The organism is Ruegeria sp. D3 (genome assembly GCF_056534465.1).
The window spans coordinates 115,807-137,059 of the sequence record NZ_JBQFPK010000012.1 but is presented as its reverse complement, the minus strand read 5'-3'; the positions used below and the strand labels follow the sequence as shown (position 1 = coordinate 137,059).

Annotated in this window: 25 protein-coding genes; 7 read left to right on the top strand and 18 right to left on the bottom strand. The window is 59.0% G+C overall.

Features of this window, described 5'->3' with window-relative positions:
* The first annotated feature begins 1 nt into the window (after position 1).
* From tdh to ACR0DX_RS17445, 3 genes are all read left to right on the top strand, one after another.
* Positions 2 to 1,030, top strand: a complete 1,029-nt coding sequence (gene tdh, locus ACR0DX_RS17455; protein ID WP_170353978.1) for an L-threonine 3-dehydrogenase — start codon at positions 2 to 4, stop codon at positions 1,028 to 1,030.
* Positions 1,031 to 1,091: 61 nt separating this feature from the next.
* On the top strand, positions 1,092 to 1,973 hold the full coding sequence (locus ACR0DX_RS17450) for a tryptophan 2,3-dioxygenase (protein WP_170353754.1): 882 nt from the start codon (positions 1,092 to 1,094) through the stop codon (positions 1,971 to 1,973).
* A gap of 3 nt (positions 1,974 to 1,976) precedes the next feature.
* Positions 1,977 to 2,804: an alpha/beta hydrolase gene (locus ACR0DX_RS17445; protein ID WP_170353755.1), complete on the top strand. Its 828-nt coding sequence runs from the start codon at positions 1,977 to 1,979 to the stop codon at positions 2,802 to 2,804.
* 74 nt (positions 2,805 to 2,878) lie between these two features.
* Here ACR0DX_RS17445 and ACR0DX_RS17440 read toward each other — a convergent pair whose 3' ends face one another.
* From ACR0DX_RS17440 to pip, 7 genes are all read right to left on the bottom strand, one after another.
* The gene (locus ACR0DX_RS17440) at positions 2,879 to 3,643 is read right to left on the bottom strand and encodes a caspase family protein (RefSeq protein WP_170353756.1); all 765 of its coding nucleotides are present in this window, start codon (positions 3,641 to 3,643) and stop codon (positions 2,879 to 2,881) included.
* A gap of 307 nt (positions 3,644 to 3,950) precedes the next feature.
* A complete protein-coding gene (gene infB, locus ACR0DX_RS17435) occupies positions 3,951 to 6,425 on the bottom strand; it encodes a translation initiation factor IF-2 (protein WP_170353757.1) in 2,475 nt (824 codons plus the stop codon).
* A gap of 8 nt (positions 6,426 to 6,433) precedes the next feature.
* Complete coding sequence (locus ACR0DX_RS17430) at positions 6,434 to 7,057, bottom strand: RNA-binding protein (RefSeq protein ID WP_170353758.1); 624 nt, start codon at positions 7,055 to 7,057, stop codon at positions 6,434 to 6,436.
* A 24-nt stretch (positions 7,058 to 7,081) separates the two neighbouring features.
* Complete coding sequence (gene nusA, locus ACR0DX_RS17425) at positions 7,082 to 8,692, bottom strand: transcription termination factor NusA (protein WP_170353759.1); 1,611 nt, start codon at positions 8,690 to 8,692, stop codon at positions 7,082 to 7,084.
* On the bottom strand, positions 8,692 to 9,282 hold the full coding sequence (rimP, locus tag ACR0DX_RS17420) for a ribosome maturation factor RimP (RefSeq protein ID WP_170353760.1): 591 nt from the start codon (positions 9,280 to 9,282) through the stop codon (positions 8,692 to 8,694). Before rimP ends, nusA begins: the two co-directional genes overlap by 1 nt.
* Before the next feature lie 158 nt (positions 9,283 to 9,440).
* Positions 9,441 to 10,259, bottom strand: coding sequence for an ABC transporter substrate-binding protein (locus ACR0DX_RS17415; RefSeq protein WP_170353761.1), 819 nt, complete (start codon positions 10,257 to 10,259; stop codon positions 9,441 to 9,443).
* On the bottom strand, positions 10,256 to 11,233 hold the full coding sequence (pip, locus tag ACR0DX_RS17410; RefSeq protein ID WP_170353762.1) for a prolyl aminopeptidase: 978 nt from the start codon (positions 11,231 to 11,233) through the stop codon (positions 10,256 to 10,258). Before pip ends, ACR0DX_RS17415 begins: the two co-directional genes overlap by 4 nt.
* Before the next feature lie 48 nt (positions 11,234 to 11,281).
* Here pip and ubiG point away from each other — a divergent pair, with 48 nt between their 5' ends.
* The gene (ubiG, locus tag ACR0DX_RS17405; RefSeq protein WP_170353763.1) at positions 11,282 to 12,028 is read left to right on the top strand and encodes a bifunctional 2-polyprenyl-6-hydroxyphenol methylase/3-demethylubiquinol 3-O-methyltransferase UbiG; all 747 of its coding nucleotides are present in this window, start codon (positions 11,282 to 11,284) and stop codon (positions 12,026 to 12,028) included.
* Between the two features lie 2 nt (positions 12,029 to 12,030).
* On the opposite strand, the gene ACR0DX_RS17400 is transcribed toward ubiG, so the two are convergent.
* Genes ACR0DX_RS17400 through ACR0DX_RS17385 form a run of 4 tightly spaced genes read right to left on the bottom strand, consistent with a single transcriptional unit; the run spans position 12,031 to position 14,308 of the window.
* Positions 12,031 to 12,471, bottom strand: coding sequence for a MarR family winged helix-turn-helix transcriptional regulator (locus ACR0DX_RS17400; RefSeq protein WP_170353764.1), 441 nt, complete (start codon positions 12,469 to 12,471; stop codon positions 12,031 to 12,033).
* Positions 12,472 to 12,487: 16 nt separating this feature from the next.
* A complete protein-coding gene (locus ACR0DX_RS17395) occupies positions 12,488 to 13,318 on the bottom strand; it encodes a carbon-nitrogen hydrolase family protein (RefSeq protein WP_170353765.1) in 831 nt (276 codons plus the stop codon).
* Complete coding sequence (gene grxC, locus ACR0DX_RS17390) at positions 13,315 to 13,572, bottom strand: glutaredoxin 3 (RefSeq protein WP_170353766.1); 258 nt, start codon at positions 13,570 to 13,572, stop codon at positions 13,315 to 13,317. Before grxC ends, ACR0DX_RS17395 begins: the two co-directional genes overlap by 4 nt.
* Positions 13,573 to 13,609: 37 nt before the next feature.
* The gene (locus tag ACR0DX_RS17385; protein WP_170353767.1) at positions 13,610 to 14,308 is read right to left on the bottom strand and encodes a ComF family protein; all 699 of its coding nucleotides are present in this window, start codon (positions 14,306 to 14,308) and stop codon (positions 13,610 to 13,612) included.
* A gap of 46 nt (positions 14,309 to 14,354) precedes the next feature.
* Between ACR0DX_RS17385 and ACR0DX_RS17380 the strand changes: the two genes are divergently transcribed.
* The gene (locus ACR0DX_RS17380) at positions 14,355 to 15,185 is read left to right on the top strand and encodes a methyltransferase domain-containing protein (RefSeq protein ID WP_170353768.1); all 831 of its coding nucleotides are present in this window, start codon (positions 14,355 to 14,357) and stop codon (positions 15,183 to 15,185) included.
* A 56-nt stretch (positions 15,186 to 15,241) separates the two neighbouring features.
* Positions 15,242 to 16,291 (top strand): ferrochelatase, encoded by a 1,050-nt coding sequence (gene hemH, locus ACR0DX_RS17375; RefSeq protein WP_480846862.1) that lies wholly within the window; start codon positions 15,242 to 15,244, stop codon positions 16,289 to 16,291.
* Between the two features lie 83 nt (positions 16,292 to 16,374).
* On the opposite strand, the gene ACR0DX_RS17370 is transcribed toward hemH, so the two are convergent.
* Both ACR0DX_RS17370 and ACR0DX_RS17365 read right to left on the bottom strand, forming a co-directional pair.
* The gene (locus tag ACR0DX_RS17370; RefSeq protein ID WP_037313128.1) at positions 16,375 to 16,557 is read right to left on the bottom strand and encodes a hypothetical protein; all 183 of its coding nucleotides are present in this window, start codon (positions 16,555 to 16,557) and stop codon (positions 16,375 to 16,377) included.
* Positions 16,558 to 16,696: 139 nt separating this feature from the next.
* Entirely contained in the window at positions 16,697 to 17,293 is a 597-nt protein-coding gene (locus tag ACR0DX_RS17365) for a L,D-transpeptidase (protein WP_170353770.1), read from the bottom strand.
* A 168-nt stretch (positions 17,294 to 17,461) separates the two neighbouring features.
* Here ACR0DX_RS17365 and dalA point away from each other — a divergent pair, with 168 nt between their 5' ends.
* Positions 17,462 to 17,977, top strand: coding sequence for a divisome-associated lipoprotein DalA (dalA, locus tag ACR0DX_RS17360; RefSeq protein ID WP_170353771.1), 516 nt, complete (start codon positions 17,462 to 17,464; stop codon positions 17,975 to 17,977).
* 74 nt (positions 17,978 to 18,051) lie between these two features.
* Here dalA and ACR0DX_RS17355 read toward each other — a convergent pair whose 3' ends face one another.
* The 5 genes from ACR0DX_RS17355 to lptC form a co-directional block, all read right to left on the bottom strand.
* Complete coding sequence (locus tag ACR0DX_RS17355; protein WP_170353772.1) at positions 18,052 to 18,516, bottom strand: PTS sugar transporter subunit IIA; 465 nt, start codon at positions 18,514 to 18,516, stop codon at positions 18,052 to 18,054.
* Positions 18,517 to 18,576: 60 nt separating this feature from the next.
* Entirely contained in the window at positions 18,577 to 19,140 is a 564-nt protein-coding gene (gene hpf, locus ACR0DX_RS17350; protein WP_170353773.1) for a ribosome hibernation-promoting factor, HPF/YfiA family, read from the bottom strand.
* 252 nt (positions 19,141 to 19,392) lie between these two features.
* A complete protein-coding gene (lptB, locus tag ACR0DX_RS17345; protein WP_170353774.1) occupies positions 19,393 to 20,151 on the bottom strand; it encodes an LPS export ABC transporter ATP-binding protein in 759 nt (252 codons plus the stop codon).
* A complete protein-coding gene (locus ACR0DX_RS17340) occupies positions 20,151 to 20,585 on the bottom strand; it encodes an LptA/OstA family protein (RefSeq protein WP_480545910.1) in 435 nt (144 codons plus the stop codon). Before ACR0DX_RS17340 ends, lptB begins: the two co-directional genes overlap by 1 nt.
* Before the next feature lie 60 nt (positions 20,586 to 20,645).
* The gene (gene lptC, locus ACR0DX_RS17335; protein WP_170353775.1) at positions 20,646 to 21,245 is read right to left on the bottom strand and encodes an LPS export ABC transporter periplasmic protein LptC; all 600 of its coding nucleotides are present in this window, start codon (positions 21,243 to 21,245) and stop codon (positions 20,646 to 20,648) included.
* Between the last annotated feature and the right edge of the window lie 8 nt (positions 21,246 to 21,253).

Genomic DNA, 21,253 nt, shown 5'->3' with positions numbered 1-21,253 from the left:
CATGAAAGCGCTTGAGAAATCCAAACCTGAAGAGGGCCTGTGGATGGTGCAGGCCCCGGTGCCCGAGATCGGCCCAGATGAAGTTCTGATCCGCATCAACAAGACTGGCATCTGCGGCACCGACATTCATATCTGGAACTGGGATGAATGGGCCTCGGCCACGGTGCCAGTTCCGATGATCACTGGCCATGAATTCGCCGGTGAGATCGTGGAATTGGGGCGCAACGTAACCGGTCTGGCAGTCGGCCAAAGATGCTCGGGCGAGGGGCATTTGATCACCAACGACAGCCGTCAAAGCCGCGCGGGCAAGTTCCATCTGGACCCCGGCACGCGCGGAATTGGCGTGAACGAACAGGGTGCCTTTGCCCAATACCTGAAACTGCCCGCCTTTAACGTGGTGCCGCTGCCCGACGATATCCCGGATGAGATCGGGGCAATCCTCGATCCGTTGGGCAATGCCGTTCACACCGCGCTCAGCTTTGATTTGCTGGGCGAGGATGTTCTGATCACCGGCGCTGGCCCCATCGGCATAATGGCTGCAGCCGTGGCCCGCCATGCCGGTGCGCGCCATGTGGTGATCACCGATATCAATCCCGACCGCCTGAAACTGGCCGAACATGTGGTGCCAACCGTGCGCAGCGTCGATGTCTCGAAGGAAGACCTGCAAGATGTCATCGCGCATCTTGGTATGACGCAGGGGTTCGATGTGGGCCTGGAAATGTCCGGTTCGCAAGCCGCGCTGGACCAGATGGTCGAGGCACTGGTGATGGGCGGCAAGATCGCTCTGCTGGGGATTCCGCCAGGCAAATCGCCCGTCGACTGGTCGCGCATCGTATTCAAAGCGATCACCATCAAGGGCGTCTATGGCCGCGAGATGTTCGAGACCTGGTACAAGATGATCGCCATGCTGCAGAACGGACTGGATGTCAGCCGGGTGATCACGCACCAGATGAAAGTCGACGACTTTGCCGACGGCTTCGCCGCAATGAAATCCGGCCAATCGGGCAAGGTGGTGTTAGACTGGACCTGACGCTGGATAGTTGCAAAATGACGCCTTAGACAGGTGCGAAATACCGCATCAAGGGGGCGTCATGAGCGACAAGACTGACAGATATCTGGAACGTGGGATCGAAGCATCCCTTGTGACCGATTTCACCCAGACGCACCGCAAGAGCTATGGTGACTTCCTTCAGCTCAAGACGCTGTTGAACCTGCAGAAAACCTTTCAAGACCCGGCCCAACCCGATGAGATGCTTTTCATCATCATCCATCAGGTCAGCGAGTTGTGGCTGAAGCTGATGCACCACCAACTGGTCGAGGTGCGCCACTTTCTGCAACAGGACGACTTCGGCCCGGCAATGAAAAACCTTGACCGGGTGAAGGCAATCCAGCGGCAGTTGATCGCCGCGTGGGAAACCCTGCTGACCATGACCCCGGCCGATTACATGACCTTCCGGCAGGCCCTTGGCAGCTCATCGGGGTTCCAAAGCTATGGCTACCGACAGATCGAGTTCATTCTGGGCAACAAGGACGCCGCGACCCTGAAAGTGCACGCACATGACCCCGAAGTGATGCAGATGCTGACCGCCGCGCTGACCAAACCTTCGCTCTATGACGAAGTGCTGCAGATGATGGCGCGGCAGGGATTTGATGTTCCCGATGACCTGCTGAACCGCGACTATGCGCAGCCCTATTCAGGTGATCCGCGTGTTGTGAAACTGTGGGTGCAAGTGTTCCGCAACACGGATAAGCACTGGGATCTGTATGCGCTGGCCGAAAAACTGATGGATGTGGAATCGCTGTTCCAGCGCTGGCGCTTTGACCATGTCACCGCGGTCGAGCGTGTAATTGGAAACCAACCCGGCACTGGCGGGTCCAGCGGCGTGTCCTTCCTGCGCAAAGCCTTGGATTTGCGGTTCTTTCATGATCTCTACGATGTGCGCACCGAATTGATGTATGCGGATCAGGAGTAGCCCATGCTGTACCGAGGTTTCACCCAGGCCGAACTGGATCAGGAATACTCTCCCCGGTCGATGATCGGCGGCGACTTGACACCCTATCTGAACAGTTACGCCGCGCTCAGTGCGCAGTACCGGGCGCAGATGGATGTGATCGGCAACGTTTCATACGGGGACAGTACCGCACAGGTTCTGGATTTCTTCCCCGCGAAAGGCGCAGGTGCGCCACTGCATGTGTTCATCCACGGAGGATACTGGCAAGCCCTAAGTCAGCTCGAATCGGCAATGATGGCCCCTGCGTTGGTTGAAGCCGAGTACTCCTTTGCGACTCTCAATTACACACTGGCCCCAGATGCGCGGATCGGTGACATGATCGACGAGTGCCGAAACGCCCTGCTTTGGTTAGCCGCCAACGCGCCTGACTTGGGGTTTGATCCGTCACGAGTCACCCTGTCCGGCCACAGTGCAGGGGCGCAACTGGCGAGTATGGTCATGGCGACCTCAGCCGATGCGCTGGCCCGCGCGGGGCTGCGGGTGCGCGACGTGATCCTGATCAGCGGCGTCTATGATCTGGAACCGATCAGTCTAACGCCTGTGAACGAACCCTTACAACTGACACCAGTTGAGGTGCACGACCTGTCGCCCATCCGACACCTCCCGGCCCCCGGCCCCCGCTATCGCGTGACCGTGGGTGAGCGCGACACACCCGAATTCATCCGTCAAAGCCGAGACTATGCCGAGTTGCTTCGAAAGGCCGGGCATTCGGTCAGCTTCGATCTGCAAAACGGGGTGCAGCATTTTGACATCATCATGCATCCGGCGACGTTCTTGGCAGCACCGCGTTAGGGATACGGTCGGGGTTTGGGATAAATTCGGTAACTATCTGCCTTGCCCTGACGTGCTGATCACGGCTGTTTTCCCTATTGCGACGCTGTTGGGTCTTTCATACCGATCGTTATATTCAACGACGACCGTGCCCAAGGGGTCTGGATGCCATCCGTTTCACTGATCACATCCGTGCGCACCTCTTCGAACATCTGTTCCAAAGGCCGGCCCGAGGTTCTGATGGCACGCGCAATCGCGGCGGTGTAAGGGCTGTTTGTTCCGGTCCCGTCCAAGGCAACTTCGCCGGGCCCTGTCGCATACGCGATCAGATTGTTGGTGCGCGCAGTCATACGTGCAAGCCCGTCACCTACATCCAGATTCACGTCCGCTTTGCCACCAAATGGATTGTCGCGACAGGCATCCAAAATCATAACGCTAACCGCCTGTGGTGTATGAATGCGGTCCAGAACCCATTCTGCCGGAACAGCTTGGCCTGCAATGTCGGCCTCGGACTGAATGTTTACATCAAGGGGAAGAAGATAGTTGAAACCATCACTGCGTACGCCGTGCCCCGCGAAGTAGAACACAGCCAGCGCCTCGGAACCCGCCGCACGTACCTTGCTGGCAAACGTATCAACTTCACCCGTCATCTCATCAAGGCTCGCATCCGTCAGCGTCGTGACCTCAAATCCTGCGCCCCGTAACTCATCGCTCATCAGGCGCGCATCGTTCACAGGATTATCAAGCGCCGGGACACTTGTGTAACCGGCATTGCCGATCACCAAAGCAAACCGTTCGTGCGCAGCAGACGGCCCAACGGACAGCGCGATGAAGAAGAGGAATACCGCAAGAAAACGCATCAATTGAATCTCCGAGTTATATCAAACCAAAGACGTCAACCGATCTCTTCCCGGCCGATAGCAGTTGCACGTTCTCGGTCTTTACGCGTAACAAATCAGACCCAGGCATCCAGTGTCTATATGTTTAGGACAACTATGCCTCGCCCTGTCGAATTCAGGTGCGTGTTGATTGGAACGAGAGCAAGGATGCTTTGCTTGAGTGCACTAAATGTACCCAGAAAGCCCCGAATTTCTTCGCTGTAACCCCCCAAAAGAAAAACAGCGGCCCCAAAGGACCGCTGTTTTCTGATTTCTTTACCGTAGCGGATCAATCTAGCGTCCGCGTGACCTCTTCGCGCTCGAAGATTTCGATCACGTCGCCCGCGCGGATATCGTCGTAGTTTTCGAACGCCATACCGCATTCCTGACCCGACTGAACCTCGGCCACTTCGTCTTTGAAGCGCTTGAGCGTCTTCAGCGTGCCTTCGTGAATCACCACGTTGTCGCGCAGCAGGCGGACGCCCGCGGAACGACGGGCCACACCCTCGGTGACCAGACAGCCAGCAACCTTGCCGACGCCGGTGACCTTGAAGACTTCGCGGATCTCGGCGTAACCGATGAACTTTTCGCGGATCTCGGCGCTCAGCAGGCCCGAGGCTGCCGCTTTCACGTCATCCACGAGGTCATAGATCACCGAGTAATAGCGGATTTCCACACCCTTCTGGTTCGCAGTGTTCCGCGCCGAGGCGTTCGCACGGACGTTGAAGCCGAGGATAGGTGCACCGGATGCTTCGGCAAGGCCGACATCAGTCTCGGTAATCGCACCAACGCCAGAATGCAGCACGCGCACGCGTACCTCATCGTTGCCGATTTTCTCCATCGCCTGAACGATGGCCTCAGCCGAGCCCTGAACGTCTGCTTTCATCAGAATTGGCAGTTCGTTGACGTTCTCGTCTTCCTTGGCCTTCTGCATCAGCTGCTCAAGGGTCGTTGCAGCGCCAGCGGCAGCACGTTTGTCCTTGGCGGCCTGTTCGCGGTATTCGGCGATCTCACGGGCTTGTGCTTCGGTCTCGGTCACGTTCAGAACGTCGCCCGCTTCGGGTGTGCCGTTCAGACCCAGAACCTCGACCGGAACCGAGGGGCCAGCTTCCTTCACGCGGTCGCCCTTGTCGTTGATCAGCGCACGGACCTTACCGTATTGCTCACCCACAACGAAGATATCGCCCTGACGCAGCGTGCCGGTCTGAACCAGAACGGTGGCGACGGGGCCACGGCCCACATCCAGCTGCGCCTCGATCACGGCACCTTGGGCGGCGCGGTCGGGGTTGGCTTTCAGTTCCAGAATCTCGGATTGCAGCGCGATGGCCTCCAGCAGCTCATCCAGACCCTGACCGGTGATAGCAGAGACTTCAACGTCCTGAACCTCACCGGACATTTTCTCGACGATCACTTCATGCTGCAGCAGATCGGTACGCACCTTGTCCGGATTCGCATCTGGCTTGTCGACCTTGTTGATCGCCACGATCATCGGCACGCCGGCCGCTTTGGCGTGGTTGATCGCCTCGATCGTCTGGGGCATCACGGCGTCATCCGCCGCAACCACCAGAACCACGATATCCGTGACCTGAGCACCGCGCGAGCGCATCGACGTAAACGCCGCGTGGCCCGGAGTGTCCAGGAAGGTCAGCGTGGTGCCGCCTTCGGTTTTCACCTGATAGGCGCCGATATGCTGGGTGATACCACCGGCCTCACCGGCAACAACGCGCGCGTCGCGGATTGCGTCCAACAGCGAGGTCTTACCGTGGTCAACGTGACCCATGATGGTGATGACCGGCGGACGCGGCTGCAGATCGTCTTCGCTGTCTTCGACCTCTTTGATAACGTCTTCCACGTCCGAGTCCGAAACACGTGTGACCTTGTGGCCAAATTCTTCGATGATCAGTTCCGCAGTGTCAGCGTCGATGGTCTGGTTCTGCGTGACCATCATGCCCATCTGCATAAGCGATTTGACAACGTCAGCCACACGCTCGGCCATACGGTTGGCCAGCTCCGAGACCATGATCGCCTCGGGCAACTGAACGTCGCGGATCACCTTTTCGCGTTCAACCGAACCACCCATGGCTTTCTGACGCGCGCGCTCTTGCTTGCGCTTCATGGCGGCCATCGAGCGTTGGCGGTTGCCCTCGCCACCAGTGGCCTGACCCAGTGTCAGCTTGCCCGAACGGCGGTTGTCGTCGCGGCCTTTGCCACGACCACGCTGATCACGCTCGCGGTCCTGCTTGCGCGGAGCAGCCGCAGGCGCAGGCTTGCTGGCCGGGCTGCGGGCGGCTTTGGGTTCTTCAGGGGCCGGGGCGGCAGCGGCACGTTTGGCGGCTTCTTCCGCCTCTTTGCGCTTGCGCTCTTCCTCTTCGGCCTTGGCGCGGGCTTTCTCTTCGGCCTCGCGCTGTTCGCGTTCCTTGGCTTCCTGCTCGGCACGGCGACGGGCGCGTTCTTCTTCACGCGCTCTTTCAGCAGCCTCGCGGGCGGCGGCCTCTTCGGCCTCGCGCGCCTTGGCGGCCTGCAGCGCCTTCATCCGGCGTGCCATTTCGGCGTCGGAGATCCCGGCAGGACGGCGCGACGGATCGCCCGAGGGCGTTGCTCCGCCACCCGGCTTTCCGGCACCCGGCTTGGGGACCACCACGCGTTTGCGTTTGGTTTCCACCACGACATTCTTGGTGCGTCCGTGGCTGAAACTCTGTTTCACATTTCCGGGGCGTGCCCCGCCACGAAGACCCAATGTCTTTTTGCCGTCACTATCGCTCATAAAGCTTCTTACCCTTCCGTGCGGCCCTTGCCGCCGTCATCCGTTTCGCGCAAGCCACGCAGGCGCTGCGCTTCCTCTACAACACGTTTGGCGAGTCCGCCAGAGGCCAGCGCCGCATGAATCACGGTTTGGCGCCCAAATGCCGCCCCCAATTCGTCCGCTGTCAGCCATCCGATGTATTTTCCGAAGTGCGGCGTGCTGAGTTTCGACTTGCCGCGCCCCGATCCATCGCTGGCCTGAATCAGTACCTGAGCCTCTTCCCGGTCCAGCCACGTCTTGACCTTTTCATACCCGGCGACCGCGTCACCGGACTTGCGCGCCAGGCTGATCAACTCGATCACCCGCCGCGCGACTTGCTTTTCAACCTCATCCGCCAGGTCCGTTTGCGCAGTCGCCTGCGTCTTGAACCCGCGCGAGAACAGCTTCTTGCCAACGGCCTTGTCCAGCGCGGCACGATCCGCCGCCACATAGACCCCGCGCCCCGGCAGTTTTGCCGCAACATCGGGAAAGACCTGACCGTCCGGCCCCATCACAAAGCGGATCAGCCCGTATTTGGGCTGAACCTCACCCGTGGCGATGCACTTGCGTTCGGGTCCGTCCGACCGATCCTTATGGACGCCACCGCGACCCATTCACGCCACCCCGAGGCCCTGAGATCAGGCCTCGGCCTCCTCTTCGATCTCGCCTTCTTCGTCGGCTTGCTCCAACTCGGCCGGGTCCACCCAGCCCAGCATGATCCGTGCCGTCATGACCAAGTCCTGTGCCTCTTCCAGCGTCACGCCGAAAGGTTCCAGAACACCATCATCCTTGATGCGCTCGCCGTCGACCGTGGTCCAGCCACCGGCCAGTTCCCAGTCGGCGCAGGTGGCGAAGTCTTCCAGAGTCTTCACGTCATCCTTGGCCAGCGCCTCTACCATCTGGGGTGTGAGGCCTTCGAATTCAATAAGGCTGTCCTCCGCGCCCAGCGCACGGGCTGCGTCCAGAGCCGCCTTGGCCTGTGCTTCCAGGAATTCACGCGCGCGGGTTTGCAGTTCCTGCGCGGTGCCTTCGTCCACACCGTCGATGACCAGCAGTTCATCCAGCTCGACATATGCCACCTCTTCGAGGTTGGTAAAGCCTTCAGACACCAGCAGTTGTGCGAAGAATTCGTCCAGATCCAGCGTTTCCATGAACAGCTGGGTGCGGGCTTCGAATTCCTTCTGGCGACGCGCCGATTCTTCGGCTTCGGTCATGATGTCGATGTCCAGACTGGTCAGTTGGCTGGCCAGACGCACGTTCTGACCGCGGCGACCGATTGCCAGCGAGAGCTGCTCCTCGGGCACCACAACTTCGATTTTGCCGGCTTCTTCATCCAGAACCACCTTGGACACTTCGGCGGGCTGCAGCGCGTTCACAAGGAAGGTCGGCTGATCTTCGTTCCACGGGATGATGTCGATCTTTTCACCCTGCAGCTCGTTCACAACCGCCTGCACACGGCTGCCGCGCATACCAACGCAGGCACCGACAGGGTCGATCGAGCCGTCATAAGAGATCACGGCGATCTTGGCGCGCGAACCGGGGTCGCGGGCCACGGCCTTAACCTCGATGATGCCGTCGTAAATCTCCGGCACTTCCATCTTGAACAGCTCGGCCATGAATTCCGGCGCGGTGCGCGACAGGAAGATCTGGTGGCCACGAACCTCGCGGCGAACCTCTTTGATGTAGGCGCGCACGCGGTCGTTGGGGCGATAGCTTTCGCGGCCGATCTTGTCGTTGCGACGCAGAACGGCCTCGGCCCCGCCAAGATCGACGATGACATTGCCAAATTCTTCGCGCTTGACCGCACCGTTGATGATGGTGCCTGCGCGATCCTTGAACTCTTCGTACTGGCGATCACGTTCCGCTTCGCGGACCTTCTGCAGGATCACCTGCTTGGCCGATTGCGCCGCAATACGGCCCATTTCAACCGGGGGAACTTCTTCGACGAAGACGTCACCGACCTCGGGGTTTTCCATGTACTGCTTGGCTTGTTCGACAGTGAACTCGGCCTGATAGTTTTCCAGCTCTTCATCCTCAACCACGGTGCGGACGCGGGTAAAGGTCGCCTTACCTGTCTTGCGGTCGATGCTGACACGGATGTCCATCTCGGCGCCGTAGCGGCTCTTGGCGGCACGGGCGAGCGATTCTTCCATCGCTTCGACAACCAGACCGGGGTCGATCATCTTTTCGCGGGCCACGGCCTCGGCGGTCTGCAGCAGCTCCAGCTGGTTGGCTGAGGTGATTGCCATCAGTTCGTCTCCTCTTCGGACCCTTCGGTCTCAATCTCGTCGAAAGCGTTTTCGTTCAGGGCACCGGCGTCTTTGCGCTGGCGCAGCATTTCCTTGATCAGGTCATCGGTCAAAACCAGCTTGGCGTCGCTCAACCAGTCGAATTGCAGACCGATTGTGATCGTCTCAGACCCTTCGGGAATGTTGATCAGAACCTCATCCCCTTCGATCCCGGCCAATTCGCCCTTAAAGCGGCGACGGCCGTCGATCAGCTCGGCGGTTTCGATCTTGGCCTCATAGCCTTCGAACATCTCAAAATCCTTGAGACGGGTCAGAGGCCGGTCGATACCGGGGCTCGACACCTCAAGCGTATAGGCGTCCAGAATCGGGTCCTCGACATCCAGCGAAGCGCTGACGGCGTTGGAAATCTCGGCGCAGTCATCCACTTCGATGCCGCCATCGGGCTTATCGGCCATGATCTGCAGCGTGGTGGTCTTGCCGCTCATCAAGCGAATACGGACAAGCTCATACCCCAGATCCTCGATCACGGGGGTGATGATCTCGGCCAGTCGCCGGTCGATGGCAGCTTTGGCAATCAGGTCGTTTGTCATTCAGATCTCTACCCTTCAATCGGGCACAAAAAAACGGGCGCGCGGCCCGTCGAAACTTCCGGTGGAGCCTTGAACCAGAAGTCCAACGCGCCGCTGTTGCAACTGCATATACGCAGGCTTTCCCGAGTCTGCAACCCCCGGCGTGAAACGTGATCAGGTCAGGCCAGCCACCACCGTTCCGCAATGCGCCCATCGTCCAGCGCACGCCCCCCGATCTGGCGCGGCATTCCCACCTGTCCGGCCACGGCCAGCGCCATGTCATCTTGGCTGGGGTGGTACCGCAGGCCACGCTGATCCTTCAGACCATCGCTGTCGGGCAGCGCCGCCACGTCCACATAACCGTCGCGCAATGCCTCGGCCCGGACTTTGGCGTCAGGGATCACAATAATCTCAAGCGCATCGGCCCAACCGGCCTGTCCGTCCTTGTAGTGATCCGACACCCGGCGGCCAAGAAAATGCCGATCATCATCGGCCCGTTCCACCCGGTAGCATCCGGTGCCATTGGCAGTGTGCAAGGGCGTCACGCCCTGCCCATCGCGCGTGATGACGAACCGCGTATCGGCCAACAGGAAAGGCAGGCCGGGATTCGCCTCGGCCAGCTCCAGCCGCACCGAATCCGGCGTCAGAGCTTCGGCCCGTCCGACCTGTTGCAGCACCGACACCACATCCGCCACATTCCGCGCCGCACCGTCATGAAATGCCACATCAACCCGCAGATCAAAGCTCCAGACCCGCGCATCCGCATCCGTGTGCCACCCGCTCGCCAATTCGCCGCGCAGGGTGCCATCGGGCGCTATCTCGGTCAGGGTATCAAAGACAGCGCCACGCGCCACCTGTTCCAAACTGTCATCGCGCGGCACGGCCAGTCGCAACGTCCCGCCCTTTTTGGGCGTATCTGCCAGCGAGGCCCCTGTGGCCGCCAGCAAAGCCGCCGCAGCACCCGAGGCGAATAAGGCACGACGGTCCATCCGGGTCATGCGATGCCCTCCGCTACACGGTCCATGATCCGCACCAGCTCGGCGCTGATGCCGGGTTCGGACAGGGCATGACCTGCCTGGCGAACCATCTTGAGCTCGGCATTAGGCCAGCGTTCGGCCAAAGACCACGCGGCCTGCGGCGGGCAGATCATGTCATAGCGCCCCTGCACGATATGGCCGGGGATATGGGCGATTCGGTCCATCTGATCCAAAATCTGCCCGTCTTTCTCAAGGAAAGCCCCGTGGGTGAAATAGTGATTCTCAAGCCGCGCAAAGGCGCGCGCGTATTCACCGGGGCTCTCGCCGGTGGACCCGTGCGAATGAATCGAGGCCAGCGCATTTTCCCACGCCGACCAGGCCCGCGCATACAGGATTTCCGTCGCCCGATCGCCCGAGAACAGCCGTTTGTGATAGGCGCCTATGGTATCCGACAGCTCATCCTCGGTCAGCAGAGCGGTGAATTTCGCCCATTGCTCGGGCCAGAACTTGCCCGCGCCGCCGCCATAAAACCAATCCAGCTCGGCCTGCGTCGCCAGAAACACACCGCGCAGCACCAGCCGGTTCACCCGGTCCGGATGCGCCTGCGCATAGACCAACGCCAGGGTCGCGCCCCAGCTGCCGCCAAACACCGTCCAGTCGTCGATATCCAGCAACGTCCGCAGACGTTCGATGTCCTCCACCAGATCCCACGTCGTATTATCCACCACCGAGGCATGCGGCCGCGACCGACCGCACCCGCGCTGATCAAACAGAATCACCCGAAACACACGCGGATCGAAATACCGCCGCATCGCCGGGCTGCACCCGCCTCCGGGGCCGCCATGCAGGATCACAACCGGCAGGCCGTCAGGATTGCCGCATTGCTCCATATAAATACGGTGCCCATCGCCCACATCGACCATCCGCTGATCAAAAGGATCAATCGGCGGGTACAGATATTGAACTGCGCGCTTTTGGTCCGGGTACTTATCCATTAGGGCCCTATATAGTCTTTAAACGTAAAAGAGCACACGGAGACAGGAATGCAAGCGCATCCGAACACGGTGGACCCATCCGAGATCGCAAAATTCGAGGCGATGGCCGCGGAATGGTGGGACCCCCATGGGAAATTCAAACCTCTGCACATGCTCAATCCGTGCCGGCTGGACTATATCACACAGCAGATCGCGGGTGAATTTGACCGTGACCTGACGGCTGCAAAACCGTTCGAGGGGCTGCGCCTGCTGGATATCGGCTGCGGCGGCGGGCTGCTGAGCGAACCGATGGCGCGTTTGGGCGCAACAGTCGTGGGCGCCGACGCCGCCGAGGGCAACCTGCCCGTAGCCCGCATCCATGCCGAGCAATCGGGGCTTGAGATCGACTACCGCCACACCACAGCCGAGGACATGGCCGCCGCGGGCGAACAATTCGACGTGGTGCTGAACATGGAGGTGGTCGAGCATGTGGCCGATCCCTTGGGTTTTCTGACCGCCTCGCAGCAGTTGCTGAAGCCCGGCGGTTTGCTGATCTGCTCGACCATCAACCGCAACCCGAAATCCTATGCGATGGCCATTTTCGGAGCCGAGGTCGTCATGCGCTGGCTGCCCCGCGGAACGCATGAGTGGAACAAATTCATCACCCCCGATGAGCTGTTCGACCTGCTGCGCCAAGCCGGGTTGGAGCCAGTGGACCGCAAGGGGTTCGTGTTCAACCCGATCCTGTGGAGTTGGTCTATCTCGGACCGCGATCTGAGCGTGAATTATGTGACGGCGAGTGTGAAGCCCGGGTGAGGCTACTCCCCCTCCAACTGCAACCTCAAATCCCGCAGCACAGGCAACGTGCTGCGCACCCGCTCCAACCCCAACTCTCCGACCACGCGGTTGATCAGCGGTGCAATCGAGGAAATCGCCTGATCGCGGGCGCGGCGACCGGCTGGGCTGATGGCGACCATCTTGCGGCGGGCGTCGTCCCAGTCGGGGCGGATGTGGATGTATCCGGCCCATTCCAGCTTGGCCAAAGTGTTGGTCATCGCCCCGCGCGTGACATGGAACGTGCTGGCCAGTTGCGCCGGTGTGCGTTCATCGCCGACAAACACCAGATGGTTCAGCACCGAGAAATGCGAGATTTCCATGCCCTTGGGCAGCACCCGGCTTAGTCGGTTGCGCAATAGCTGGTCGGCGGTCAGGATCTCGCTGAACAGCGTGACCGCAAGGGCATTGGTGTCGTCCGTCATTGGGTCCGGCTCTGGATCAGGGGCCGTCAAAAGCCCGCAGGTGCGTCAATGAGGGCACGCGGCGGCGCGCCTCTGTCACAGAACTATCATCCAAATCGAAAATGTGAATGCCCGGATCGGTGCCTGCGTCGATGACGACCTCTCCCCATGGGGCCACAACCATGCTGTGACCGTGGGTGTGGCGGGTCTTGCCACGGGTTTTCGGATGCGCGCCGGTTTGCGCCGGGGCCAGTACCCAGGCTCCGTTTTCAATCGCCCGTGCGCGCAGAAGCGATTCCCAGTGCGCCTTGCCGGTGACCGGCGAAAATGCCGCCGGAACGGTCAGAATCCGCGCCCCGCCCTGCGTCAAGGCGGCAAACAGATGCGGAAACCGTATGTCGTAGCAGATGGCCATGCCGACCTTGCCGAACTCGGTGTCAGCAATCACCGCCCGGTCGCCGGGGCGGTAGTTTTTCGATTCGCGGAAGGTCTCGGAGTCTGAGACCTGCACGTCGAACATATGGATCTTGTCATAGCGCGCCACGATCTGCCCTTGCGGGTCGATCATGTAGGATCGGTTGGCAAAGCGCCCATCGGCGTCATGCGTCTTGATCCCAAGCGAGCCGATCATCAGCCAAACGCCCAGCGCGGCGGCCTGATCGCGCAGACCCGCCAGCGTTTGGTCGTCTTCCTCGTGCTGCAGAACCTCGCGCTGGCGCGTGGTGGAATTAGACACACAATTCGTCACCTCAGGCGTCAGAATGAACTGCGCGCCCTGCCCGACAGCCTCGGCCATCAGGGCGCGCACCATGTTCAGATTGTCAGACGGATCATCCGACGAGGTGATCTGCAGCAGCGCAGTCTTCATGCCGCCAGCAGACGGTCCAGCTTGCCCTGACGGTCCAGCTCGTACAGGTCATCGCAGCCACCCACGTGCTGGGTGCCTATGAAGATTTGCGGCACGGTGCGTTTGCCGCCCGCACGTTTGATCATCTCGGGCTTGCGCTTGGGGTGCATCAGAACGTCGACCTCTTTGAACTCGACGCCTTTCTGTTTCAGCAGGCGTTTGGCGGCGTGGCAGAAGCCGCACAGAGGCGATGTGTAAATCTCAACCGGTTTCATAAGTCGTCCCTTCGGGTTTCGCGTAATCCTGCGCGAATTAGGTATCCTTGGCAACGCGCGCTAGGGTCAACACGAAAATATGATTTGCGCCCGACGCAAGACAGACTCGCGCACAAGCCGCCAGCGTCGCGCCCGAGGTCATCACGTCATCCACCAACAGCACATCCCGGCCGTGCATCCGGTTTAAGCGTTTGGGATGCGGCGCAATAGCGTTTTCCAGCGTCTCGGCCCGCTGCGCGGCGGTTTTTCCATCCAGAACCGGGGTTTTGATGCATCGGATCAGCAGGTCAGGGCAGACCTCAAGCCCCGTGTGCCGCCCCAGATGCTGCGCCAGCAGGGCCGACTGGTTATAGCGCCGTCTCAACAATCGGGACCAATGCAGAGGTACCGGGGCCAGCAACATATCGTCGCGGAACAAATCTCGACCCGCCTGCGCCATCCACCGCGCCGCCGGACGTGCCAATTCCGGCCTGTCGCCATGTTTCAACGCAAGGATCAGCCCCCGTGCCTTACCATCATACAACAGCGCCGAGCGTCCGTCCTGCCATGGTCGGGGCGTTTTCATACAGTCGTCGCATTCAATCCGGTGGCCATCCGCCTCACCGGGCAGAGGTATTCCGCAGCTTTCGCAGACCGCCCCTCCGATAAAGGGCGTGTCGCGCCAGCAGGGGCCGCAGAGGCCGAAATCTGACTCGGTCAGCTCTCGGCATCCCATGCAGCGGGGTGGATAGATCATCTGAAGGGCGGTTTGAATCCGCGGCCAGATGCGATACTTGCGCCCTATGAAACTGCCTGCTTCCAACGCACCCTCTCTGTTCGACCGCAAGGCCCTGACCTTGCATCGCGCCCGCGCGCGGGACGAGGCGCTGTTCTTGCACCGCGCCGCCGTGGACGAGGTTCAGGATCGACTCAGCATGGTTAACAAAACCTTTACGGCTCCGGCTGTGGTGACGCCCTTCGCCCATATCTGGCGAGATGTGATGCCAAAAGCGCAGATCGTGGCGGATGATGAGGTGCTGAACCTGACCCCTGGCGCGCATGATCTGGTGATCCACGCGTTGGCGCTGCACTGGGCCAACGACCCTGTCGGCCAGTTGATCCAATGCCATCGGGCGCTAAAGCCTGACGGGCTGCTGCTGGTGGTCTGCCTAGGCGGGGAAACCTTGCACGAACTACGCGCCGCTTTGGGACAGGCCGAGATCGAAATCTCTGGCGGGCTCAGCCCACGTATCGCACCGATGGGCGAACTGCGTGATCTGGGCGGCTTGCTGCAACGGGCCGGGCTGGCCTTGCCGGTGGCAGATACGGCGCGACTGACGGCGGAATACCGCGACCTGCGGCACCTGATGCAGGACTTGCGTGCCATGGGTGAGACCAACAGCCTGACCGACCGCATCAAAAGCCCCACCCGGCGACAGGTCTTTGACCGCGCCCAGCAGATATACGCCGATCACTTTGCAACGCCCGAAGGGCGGCTGAACACCACCTATGAACTGATCTGCCTGACCGGCTGGTCCCCTGATGACAGTCAGCAAAAGCCCCTGCGCCCTGGATCGGCCCAAACCCGCCTTGCTGAAGCGCTGGGCACAAAAGAGGGCAAACTGACCGATTGACGACTGGACAAATCCGTTTATCTCAGCCCGGTACAAAGAAATTCAGGAAGCCCCTCATGTTTGACGCCACTCGCCCCGCCCATGCCCCTGCCGACCACCCGAAGGTGAAAATGGGCCGCGTCGGCATTCTGCTGGCCAATCTGGGCACGCCTGACGACTATACCTATTGGCCCATGCGCCGTTACCTGAACGAGTTCTTGTCGGATCAGCGCGTCATCGACTATCCGAAATGGAAATGGCAGCCGATCCTGCAGGGGATCATTCTGACCAAACGGCCCTTCAGCTCGGGCGATGCGTACAAGTCGATCTGGAACCACGACAAGGGCGAAAGCCCGCTGATGACGATCACAAAGGACCAAACCGCCAAGATGCGCGATGCGATGCACGCGCGCTATGGCGATCAGGTGATGGTCGATTTCTGTATGCGATACGGCAACCCCTCAACCAAATCCAAAGTTCGCGAGATGGTGGCCGCGGGCTGTGATCGCATCCTGTTCTTTCCGCTCTACCCGCAATACGCCGGTGCAACGACCGCTACTGCCAATGACCAGTTCTTCCGCGCCCTGATGGAGGAGGCTTGGCAACCCGCCAGCCGCACGGTTCCGGCTTATTTCGACGAACCTGCCTATATCGACGCTTTGGCCGGGTCGGTGGAACAGGCCTACGCCGCGATGGAGACCAAGCCCGACATTCTGGTCTGCTCCTATCACGGAATGCCGGACCGCTATCTGCAGCAGGGCGATCCCTATCACTGCCAATGTGCAAAAACCTCTCGTCTGCTGAAAGAACGGCTGGGTTGGGCGGATGATCAACTTGTCTCAACTTTCCAGTCGCGATTCGGACCTGAGGAGTGGCTGAAACCTTACACGGTCGATCACGTGGCAGAGCTGGCGCGTCAGGGGAAAAAGAGTATCGCGGTGATCGCGCCTGCGTTTTCGGCCGATTGCATCGAAACGCTGGAAGAGATCAACGAAGAGATCAAGGAAAGCTTTGAAGAGGCCGGCGGCGAGAGCTTTACCTATATTCCCTGCCTCAACGACGACGATTCGCACATTGCTGCTTTGGGCAAAGTAATCGAGGACAATTTGAAAGGCTGGCTGGACTGACCAGCTCTGTCAGGGCTGGCGAACAGACACAAAAAAGGCGGTGGGTTTCTCCACCGCCTTTTTCTTGGATAATTCGTATCGAATTAGCTTGCTGCAACAGCTGCTGCAACAACAACCAGCAGGATCAGCGGCAGGATGATGCCCTGCGACGAACCCTGAGTTTCTTCGACAACAACAGGTGCTTCAACAACCGGCTCTTCCAGGTTGCCAGCAAAAGCGGTCGAAGCAGCAGCAGTCAGTGCAGCGGCGAGAACGAGTTTCTTCATATTAACCTCCAGAATAAGCACGGTTTCAGATAGCGAAACCGCACACCCAAGACTTACCTCGTGTTTTTTTCTAACCAGCTATCCAACTGGAATGCAAATGGAAGTTGCTTCGCAAGCGACTTCATGCGCGGATTTGTCGTCAAATTAGCAACACTTGAGTGCCAACCTTCGCCATCGAAAACAGTTCGGCGATATCTTCGTTGAAAAGACCGATGCATCCGTTCGAGGAACGACGCCCTATTTTGCGCGTATCGTGGGTTCCGTGGATTCGGTAGTACTTCCAGCTTAGATACAAAGCGTGCGTTCCCAACGGGTTATCTGGACCCGGCGGGATATAGTCCGGCCATTCGGGGTTTCGCTTCTTCATCGAAGGTGTCGGCGCCCAGCTGGGCCCTTCGACCTTGCGAATGACGCTTGTGCGACCGCGACGCGTGAGTTCTTCGGTCAGCGGAACCGATGATGGGTAGAGTTTATACACGCTTTGGTCGTCTGACCAATAATGCAGTGCCCGTGAAACGGTATCGACCAGGATTGCGCCATTGCGCGTGTTGTCAAAATAGGGCTGCCAGTCCAAAGCACGGAAACCCGAAATGTTTCGCCGCACCTGCGGTTCGGGTTCGGGTGCCGGACGCAGAGGATCGCCCGGAATGTACTGAGCAATCGCCGGAGTAGACAGAAAGGCGGACGCACCGACCAGAAATCCGCGGCGCGAGGAAGGAATGAGTTTCTTGACCATTTGTGTCGGTCCTTTGCTAAACCAGAAAAGGAATTTGACGCATTTTATTGCCTGAATACGTCAATCGCAAATCAAACCGGCAAAATCACGCGGGAATCAGCCATTGCAGGTTTGCCCAAGCCCGTTGGTCGCGCTATTGCGTAAGATGACACAAAAATCAGGTCGACCATGACGCGTATTATTACACTTCTGTTCTTATGTTTTGCTGCTGTGGCGGCTTGCACCCCAAGCTCAACCACGACGATTGGTGCGGATGGCCGTCCGCTGCCCACCGTTTACAAGATTCGCGGCAATCCCGAAAAGCTGCAGTTCCGCATGCTTGATTCGGTTAACGCACTGCGGCAGGCTTCGGGTCTGCAGCCTGTGCAACTGAATTCACAGCTCAATGCTGCGGCTGCCACACATTCCAAAGATATGGCACGCCAAAACCGGCCATGGCATTTTGGGTCCGATGGATCATCCCCAATAGATCGGGCCGCGCGCGTTGGGTATTACGGCGCATTCCTGGGCGAAGCTATTTCGGAAACCTTCGAAACCGAAACCGAGACATTGGCTGCCTGGATGCAGGAACCCGGTCCACGATCAGTGATACTGGATCCTAAAGCCACGCAGATGGGATTTGCTTGGCATCAAGAATCGGGTGGAAAAATCTGGTGGACGTTGGAAATGGGAACCGGCGGCTGACCACCGCCGTAGCGTGGAAAAACAAAGCCCCCGATTATCGGGGGCTTTTTCGTTAGTACGCTTCAAGCGCAGGATCAGGCCGCTTGCATCGATTGCGCCTCGGTTAGGATTGCATAGAGCTTGACCGGGTCAGGGTTGGCCCGCAGCTTGGCGCAAACCGCTGTGTCACGCAGGGTACGAGACACCAGCGCGAGCGCTTTCAGATGGTCTACACCCGCTTCTTCCGGTGCGAAAAGCGCGAAGGCGATATCGACTGGCTGACGATCAACCGAGCCAAAATCGATGGGCTTTTCCAGCATGACAAACGCGCCAGCGACCTGTTCGATTTCAGTCAGACGCGCATGGGGAAGCGCAACGCCATGGCCCACACCCGTGGGCCCAAGGCTTTCACGTTCGAGCAGACCATCAACGACAGTTTGCTCGTCCAGGCCCAGGGTTGCCGCAGCAACATCGCCAATTTCCTGAAACAGCCGCTTCTTGCTGGAAGCGGCTGACAATACACGTACTGCTTCGGGCTTCAGAATGCTCGAAAGCTCCATGATTTTGCTCCAATGGCAAGCCCCTGCCAATGCAGGGGCACGCCTTTCTAATCTTGCCTGTTATGGATCGATCCAGCCGATGTTACCGTCTTCCCGACGATACACGACATTCAATCCATCCTTGTTCTCATTCCGGAACACCAGCACCGGGGCACCAGCCAATTCCATCTGCATAACGGCTTCACCAACACTCAGCGATGGGATCTTGGTTTCCATCTCAGCCACGATCATCGGCTGCAGAGATTCTGGCTCATCTGCCGACTCAGATTCGTCAGAGGCGAGGATATAAGAGGAAGCTCCGAAGAGTTCAACCGGCTCGACCCGATCCTTGTGGTGATCCTTTAGGCGGCGTTTATAGCGGCGCAATTGTGTTTCCATCTTGTCACAGCACCCCTCGAATGCCGCGTAAATCTCGGTAGCATGGGCTTTGGCCTGCGCCGTCAGGCCGGTGGAAAGATGTACGGTGGTCTCGCACACATATTCATGCGCAGAACGGGAAAAGACGACATTGGCGTCGGTCGGTCGCTGGGCGTATTTGCCCACAACCTCGCCAAGTTCGGTCTGCACATGGGTCTGAAGTGCTTCACCGATGTCGATCTGTTTTCCGCTGATTTGGTAACGCATGTGATCTCCTTCACAATTCACACCCATTCTGACGCTGCGTAACACAGCGCGCTTCTTTTTATCGGGTGGGGGGTATCGGCATGTTCCGCGGTAGCCGGAACTTGATCCCTTCCAAGAAGGGGCATCGTGATCCAGACTGGAACCGAAAAAATGCCATGACCCAATTGAGGCAAGAGACGGCGGAAGAGTCAATCAAAACAGGAGTGTATATACGAGATTTCCGCCATGCATTCGGCGCAATACCGCGCAAACCTATGAAATACGGAAGTTTTCGCCCAAATAGACGCGCCGCACGTTTTCGTTTTCAACGACTTCGTCCGGTGTTCCGGACATAAGTACCTGACCGTCATGCAAAATATAGGCGCGGTCCACGATCTCGAGCGTTTCACGCACGTTGTGATCCGTGATCAAAACCCCGATCCCGCGTTTTTTCAGATCAGCGACCAGATGACGGATGTCACCCACGCTGATCGGGTCGACCCCGGCAAAAGGTTCGTCGAGCAACAGGTACTTTGGATCGGCAGCCAGACAACGCGCAATCTCGACCCGGCGGCGCTCACCACCCGACAAGGCCAACGCGGGCGCACGGCGCAGATGCTCGATCGAGAAATCGGACAGCAGCTCTTCCAGGCGTTCTTTGCGGCGATGGGCGTGCTCCACAGTGATATCCAGAACGGCCGAGATATTGTCTTCAACGCTCATCCCGCGAAAAATCGACATCTCTTGCGGCAAATATCCGATCCCAAGCCGCGCCCGGCGATACATTGGAAGGGTCGTCACCACCTGCCCATCGATGGTTACGCGACCAGCTTCGGGAAAAACCAACCCTGCAACAGAATAGAAAGTGGTGGTCTTGCCGGACCCGTTCGGCCCCAGCAACGCGACCACTTCGGATCGGTCCAACGTCATTGACACATCTCGGATGACGGTCTTTTTCCGATAAGACTTCCGCAGCTTTTCGATCCTTAGCCCCGAACTGCCCTGAGCCAGTTTCAGGTTCGGTCCAGCCATCAGTTGGCACCCTGCTGCAGAATGGTTTTAACGTTGCCCGTCATGGTCGCCGTACCTGTCGTCAGGTTGGCGTTCATCTGGTCGCCGCTGATCGTACTTGGCCCCTGCGTCAGCAGAACGTTGCCGCGCATGACGATCACACCCGAATCGATGGTATATTCGGCCCAATCCCCTTCAGCTGCATCTGGCGGGCTGACCAGAACCACATCCTCGGTCGCTTCCATACGCTCAATGCCAGACCGATCCGCGTTGTAGATGACAAGCACGCGCTCGGCCGTCAGGCGCATTTCACCCTGAATGACAATTACATTGCCAATGAACTCGGCCGAGCCATCTTCCTGATTCACGTTCAACGATTCAGACGTGACTTCGACTGGCAGGCTGGGGTCAGCTTTTTGTGCGCCAAACGCCACTTGTGTTTCCTGAGCGGACACTGAAAAAGTGCTGCTCAACAAGGCAATTCCGACAAGGGCAATTCGAAAATCGAACACAGGCTATCTTTCTGCTCTTTTCGGCTCGTATATCAGTTTCACGCCGTCTGTAAAAATAATATGGACCGGGCCGTCCTTTTTTTCGGTCCCAAAGGTCATGCGACCTGCTGAAAAATTTCCGATAACTCCGGTCCCATTGACCTGACCCGGAGTGTCGCCGCGTATCTCGTCCAGCGCGGTGTTCAGTAAATTCGTGGTCACTTCGATTCCGTCAGTGGTCGTGATCACCACATCACCGATGAAGGTCGCAGTGTTCTTGTCAGGACGGATCATGCCCGAGTTCGAATCCAGAGTGATAATACCCCCGTTAGACAGCCCCAGCCGCCCACGGAACTCGGATGCTGTCGGGACCGAGTTCTCGGTACCTTGTGTGGCCTGGATTGCTTCGATCTGAACTTCTTCGCCCTTGCGCGTGGTTCCGCGATAATTGGGCCGAGTCACGATCTGATCCGCCAGACGTTCTTCTATATCGCGTTGTGTGAAGGGAACTTTGACGTCGGTTTCAATACTGCGGGACAGAAGGAACACGGTGGACAGCATCACGATGGCCACCAACGGCAGCAGCACCTTGAGGAATTGCACCATGCGTGAATGGCTGTCCACGGTCGCGC

Excerpts from the sequence above, each read along its gene's own strand:
- tdh (WP_170353978.1), top strand. The coding sequence starts at position 2 with ATGAAAGCGCTTGAGAAATCCAAACCTGAAGAGGGCCTGTGGATGGTG.
- ACR0DX_RS17450 (WP_170353754.1), top strand. The coding sequence starts at position 1,092 with ATGAGCGACAAGACTGACAGATATCTGGAACGTGGGATCGAAGCATCC.
- ACR0DX_RS17445 (WP_170353755.1), top strand. The coding sequence starts at position 1,977 with ATGCTGTACCGAGGTTTCACCCAGGCCGAACTGGATCAGGAATACTCT.
- ACR0DX_RS17440 (WP_170353756.1), bottom strand. The coding sequence starts at position 3,643 with ATGCGTTTTCTTGCGGTATTCCTCTTCTTCATCGCGCTGTCCGTTGGG.
- infB (WP_170353757.1), bottom strand. The coding sequence starts at position 6,425 with ATGAGCGATAGTGACGGCAAAAAGACATTGGGTCTTCGTGGCGGGGCA.
- ACR0DX_RS17430 (WP_170353758.1), bottom strand. The coding sequence starts at position 7,057 with ATGGGTCGCGGTGGCGTCCATAAGGATCGGTCGGACGGACCCGAACGC.
- nusA (WP_170353759.1), bottom strand. The coding sequence starts at position 8,692 with ATGGCAATCACCTCAGCCAACCAGCTGGAGCTGCTGCAGACCGCCGAG.
- rimP (WP_170353760.1), bottom strand. The coding sequence starts at position 9,282 with ATGACAAACGACCTGATTGCCAAAGCTGCCATCGACCGGCGACTGGCC.
- ACR0DX_RS17415 (WP_170353761.1), bottom strand. The coding sequence starts at position 10,259 with ATGACCCGGATGGACCGTCGTGCCTTATTCGCCTCGGGTGCTGCGGCG.
- pip (WP_170353762.1), bottom strand. The coding sequence starts at position 11,233 with ATGGATAAGTACCCGGACCAAAAGCGCGCAGTTCAATATCTGTACCCG.
- ubiG (WP_170353763.1), top strand. The coding sequence starts at position 11,282 with ATGCAAGCGCATCCGAACACGGTGGACCCATCCGAGATCGCAAAATTC.
- ACR0DX_RS17400 (WP_170353764.1), bottom strand. The coding sequence starts at position 12,471 with ATGACGGACGACACCAATGCCCTTGCGGTCACGCTGTTCAGCGAGATC.
- ACR0DX_RS17395 (WP_170353765.1), bottom strand. The coding sequence starts at position 13,318 with ATGAAGACTGCGCTGCTGCAGATCACCTCGTCGGATGATCCGTCTGAC.
- grxC (WP_170353766.1), bottom strand. The coding sequence starts at position 13,572 with ATGAAACCGGTTGAGATTTACACATCGCCTCTGTGCGGCTTCTGCCAC.
- ACR0DX_RS17385 (WP_170353767.1), bottom strand. The coding sequence starts at position 14,308 with ATGATCTATCCACCCCGCTGCATGGGATGCCGAGAGCTGACCGAGTCA.
- ACR0DX_RS17380 (WP_170353768.1), top strand. The coding sequence starts at position 14,355 with ATGAAACTGCCTGCTTCCAACGCACCCTCTCTGTTCGACCGCAAGGCC.
- hemH (WP_480846862.1), top strand. The coding sequence starts at position 15,242 with ATGTTTGACGCCACTCGCCCCGCCCATGCCCCTGCCGACCACCCGAAG.
- ACR0DX_RS17370 (WP_037313128.1), bottom strand. The coding sequence starts at position 16,557 with ATGAAGAAACTCGTTCTCGCCGCTGCACTGACTGCTGCTGCTTCGACC.
- ACR0DX_RS17365 (WP_170353770.1), bottom strand. The coding sequence starts at position 17,293 with ATGGTCAAGAAACTCATTCCTTCCTCGCGCCGCGGATTTCTGGTCGGT.
- dalA (WP_170353771.1), top strand. The coding sequence starts at position 17,462 with ATGACGCGTATTATTACACTTCTGTTCTTATGTTTTGCTGCTGTGGCG.
- ACR0DX_RS17355 (WP_170353772.1), bottom strand. The coding sequence starts at position 18,516 with ATGGAGCTTTCGAGCATTCTGAAGCCCGAAGCAGTACGTGTATTGTCA.
- hpf (WP_170353773.1), bottom strand. The coding sequence starts at position 19,140 with ATGCGTTACCAAATCAGCGGAAAACAGATCGACATCGGTGAAGCACTT.
- lptB (WP_170353774.1), bottom strand. The coding sequence starts at position 20,151 with ATGGCTGGACCGAACCTGAAACTGGCTCAGGGCAGTTCGGGGCTAAGG.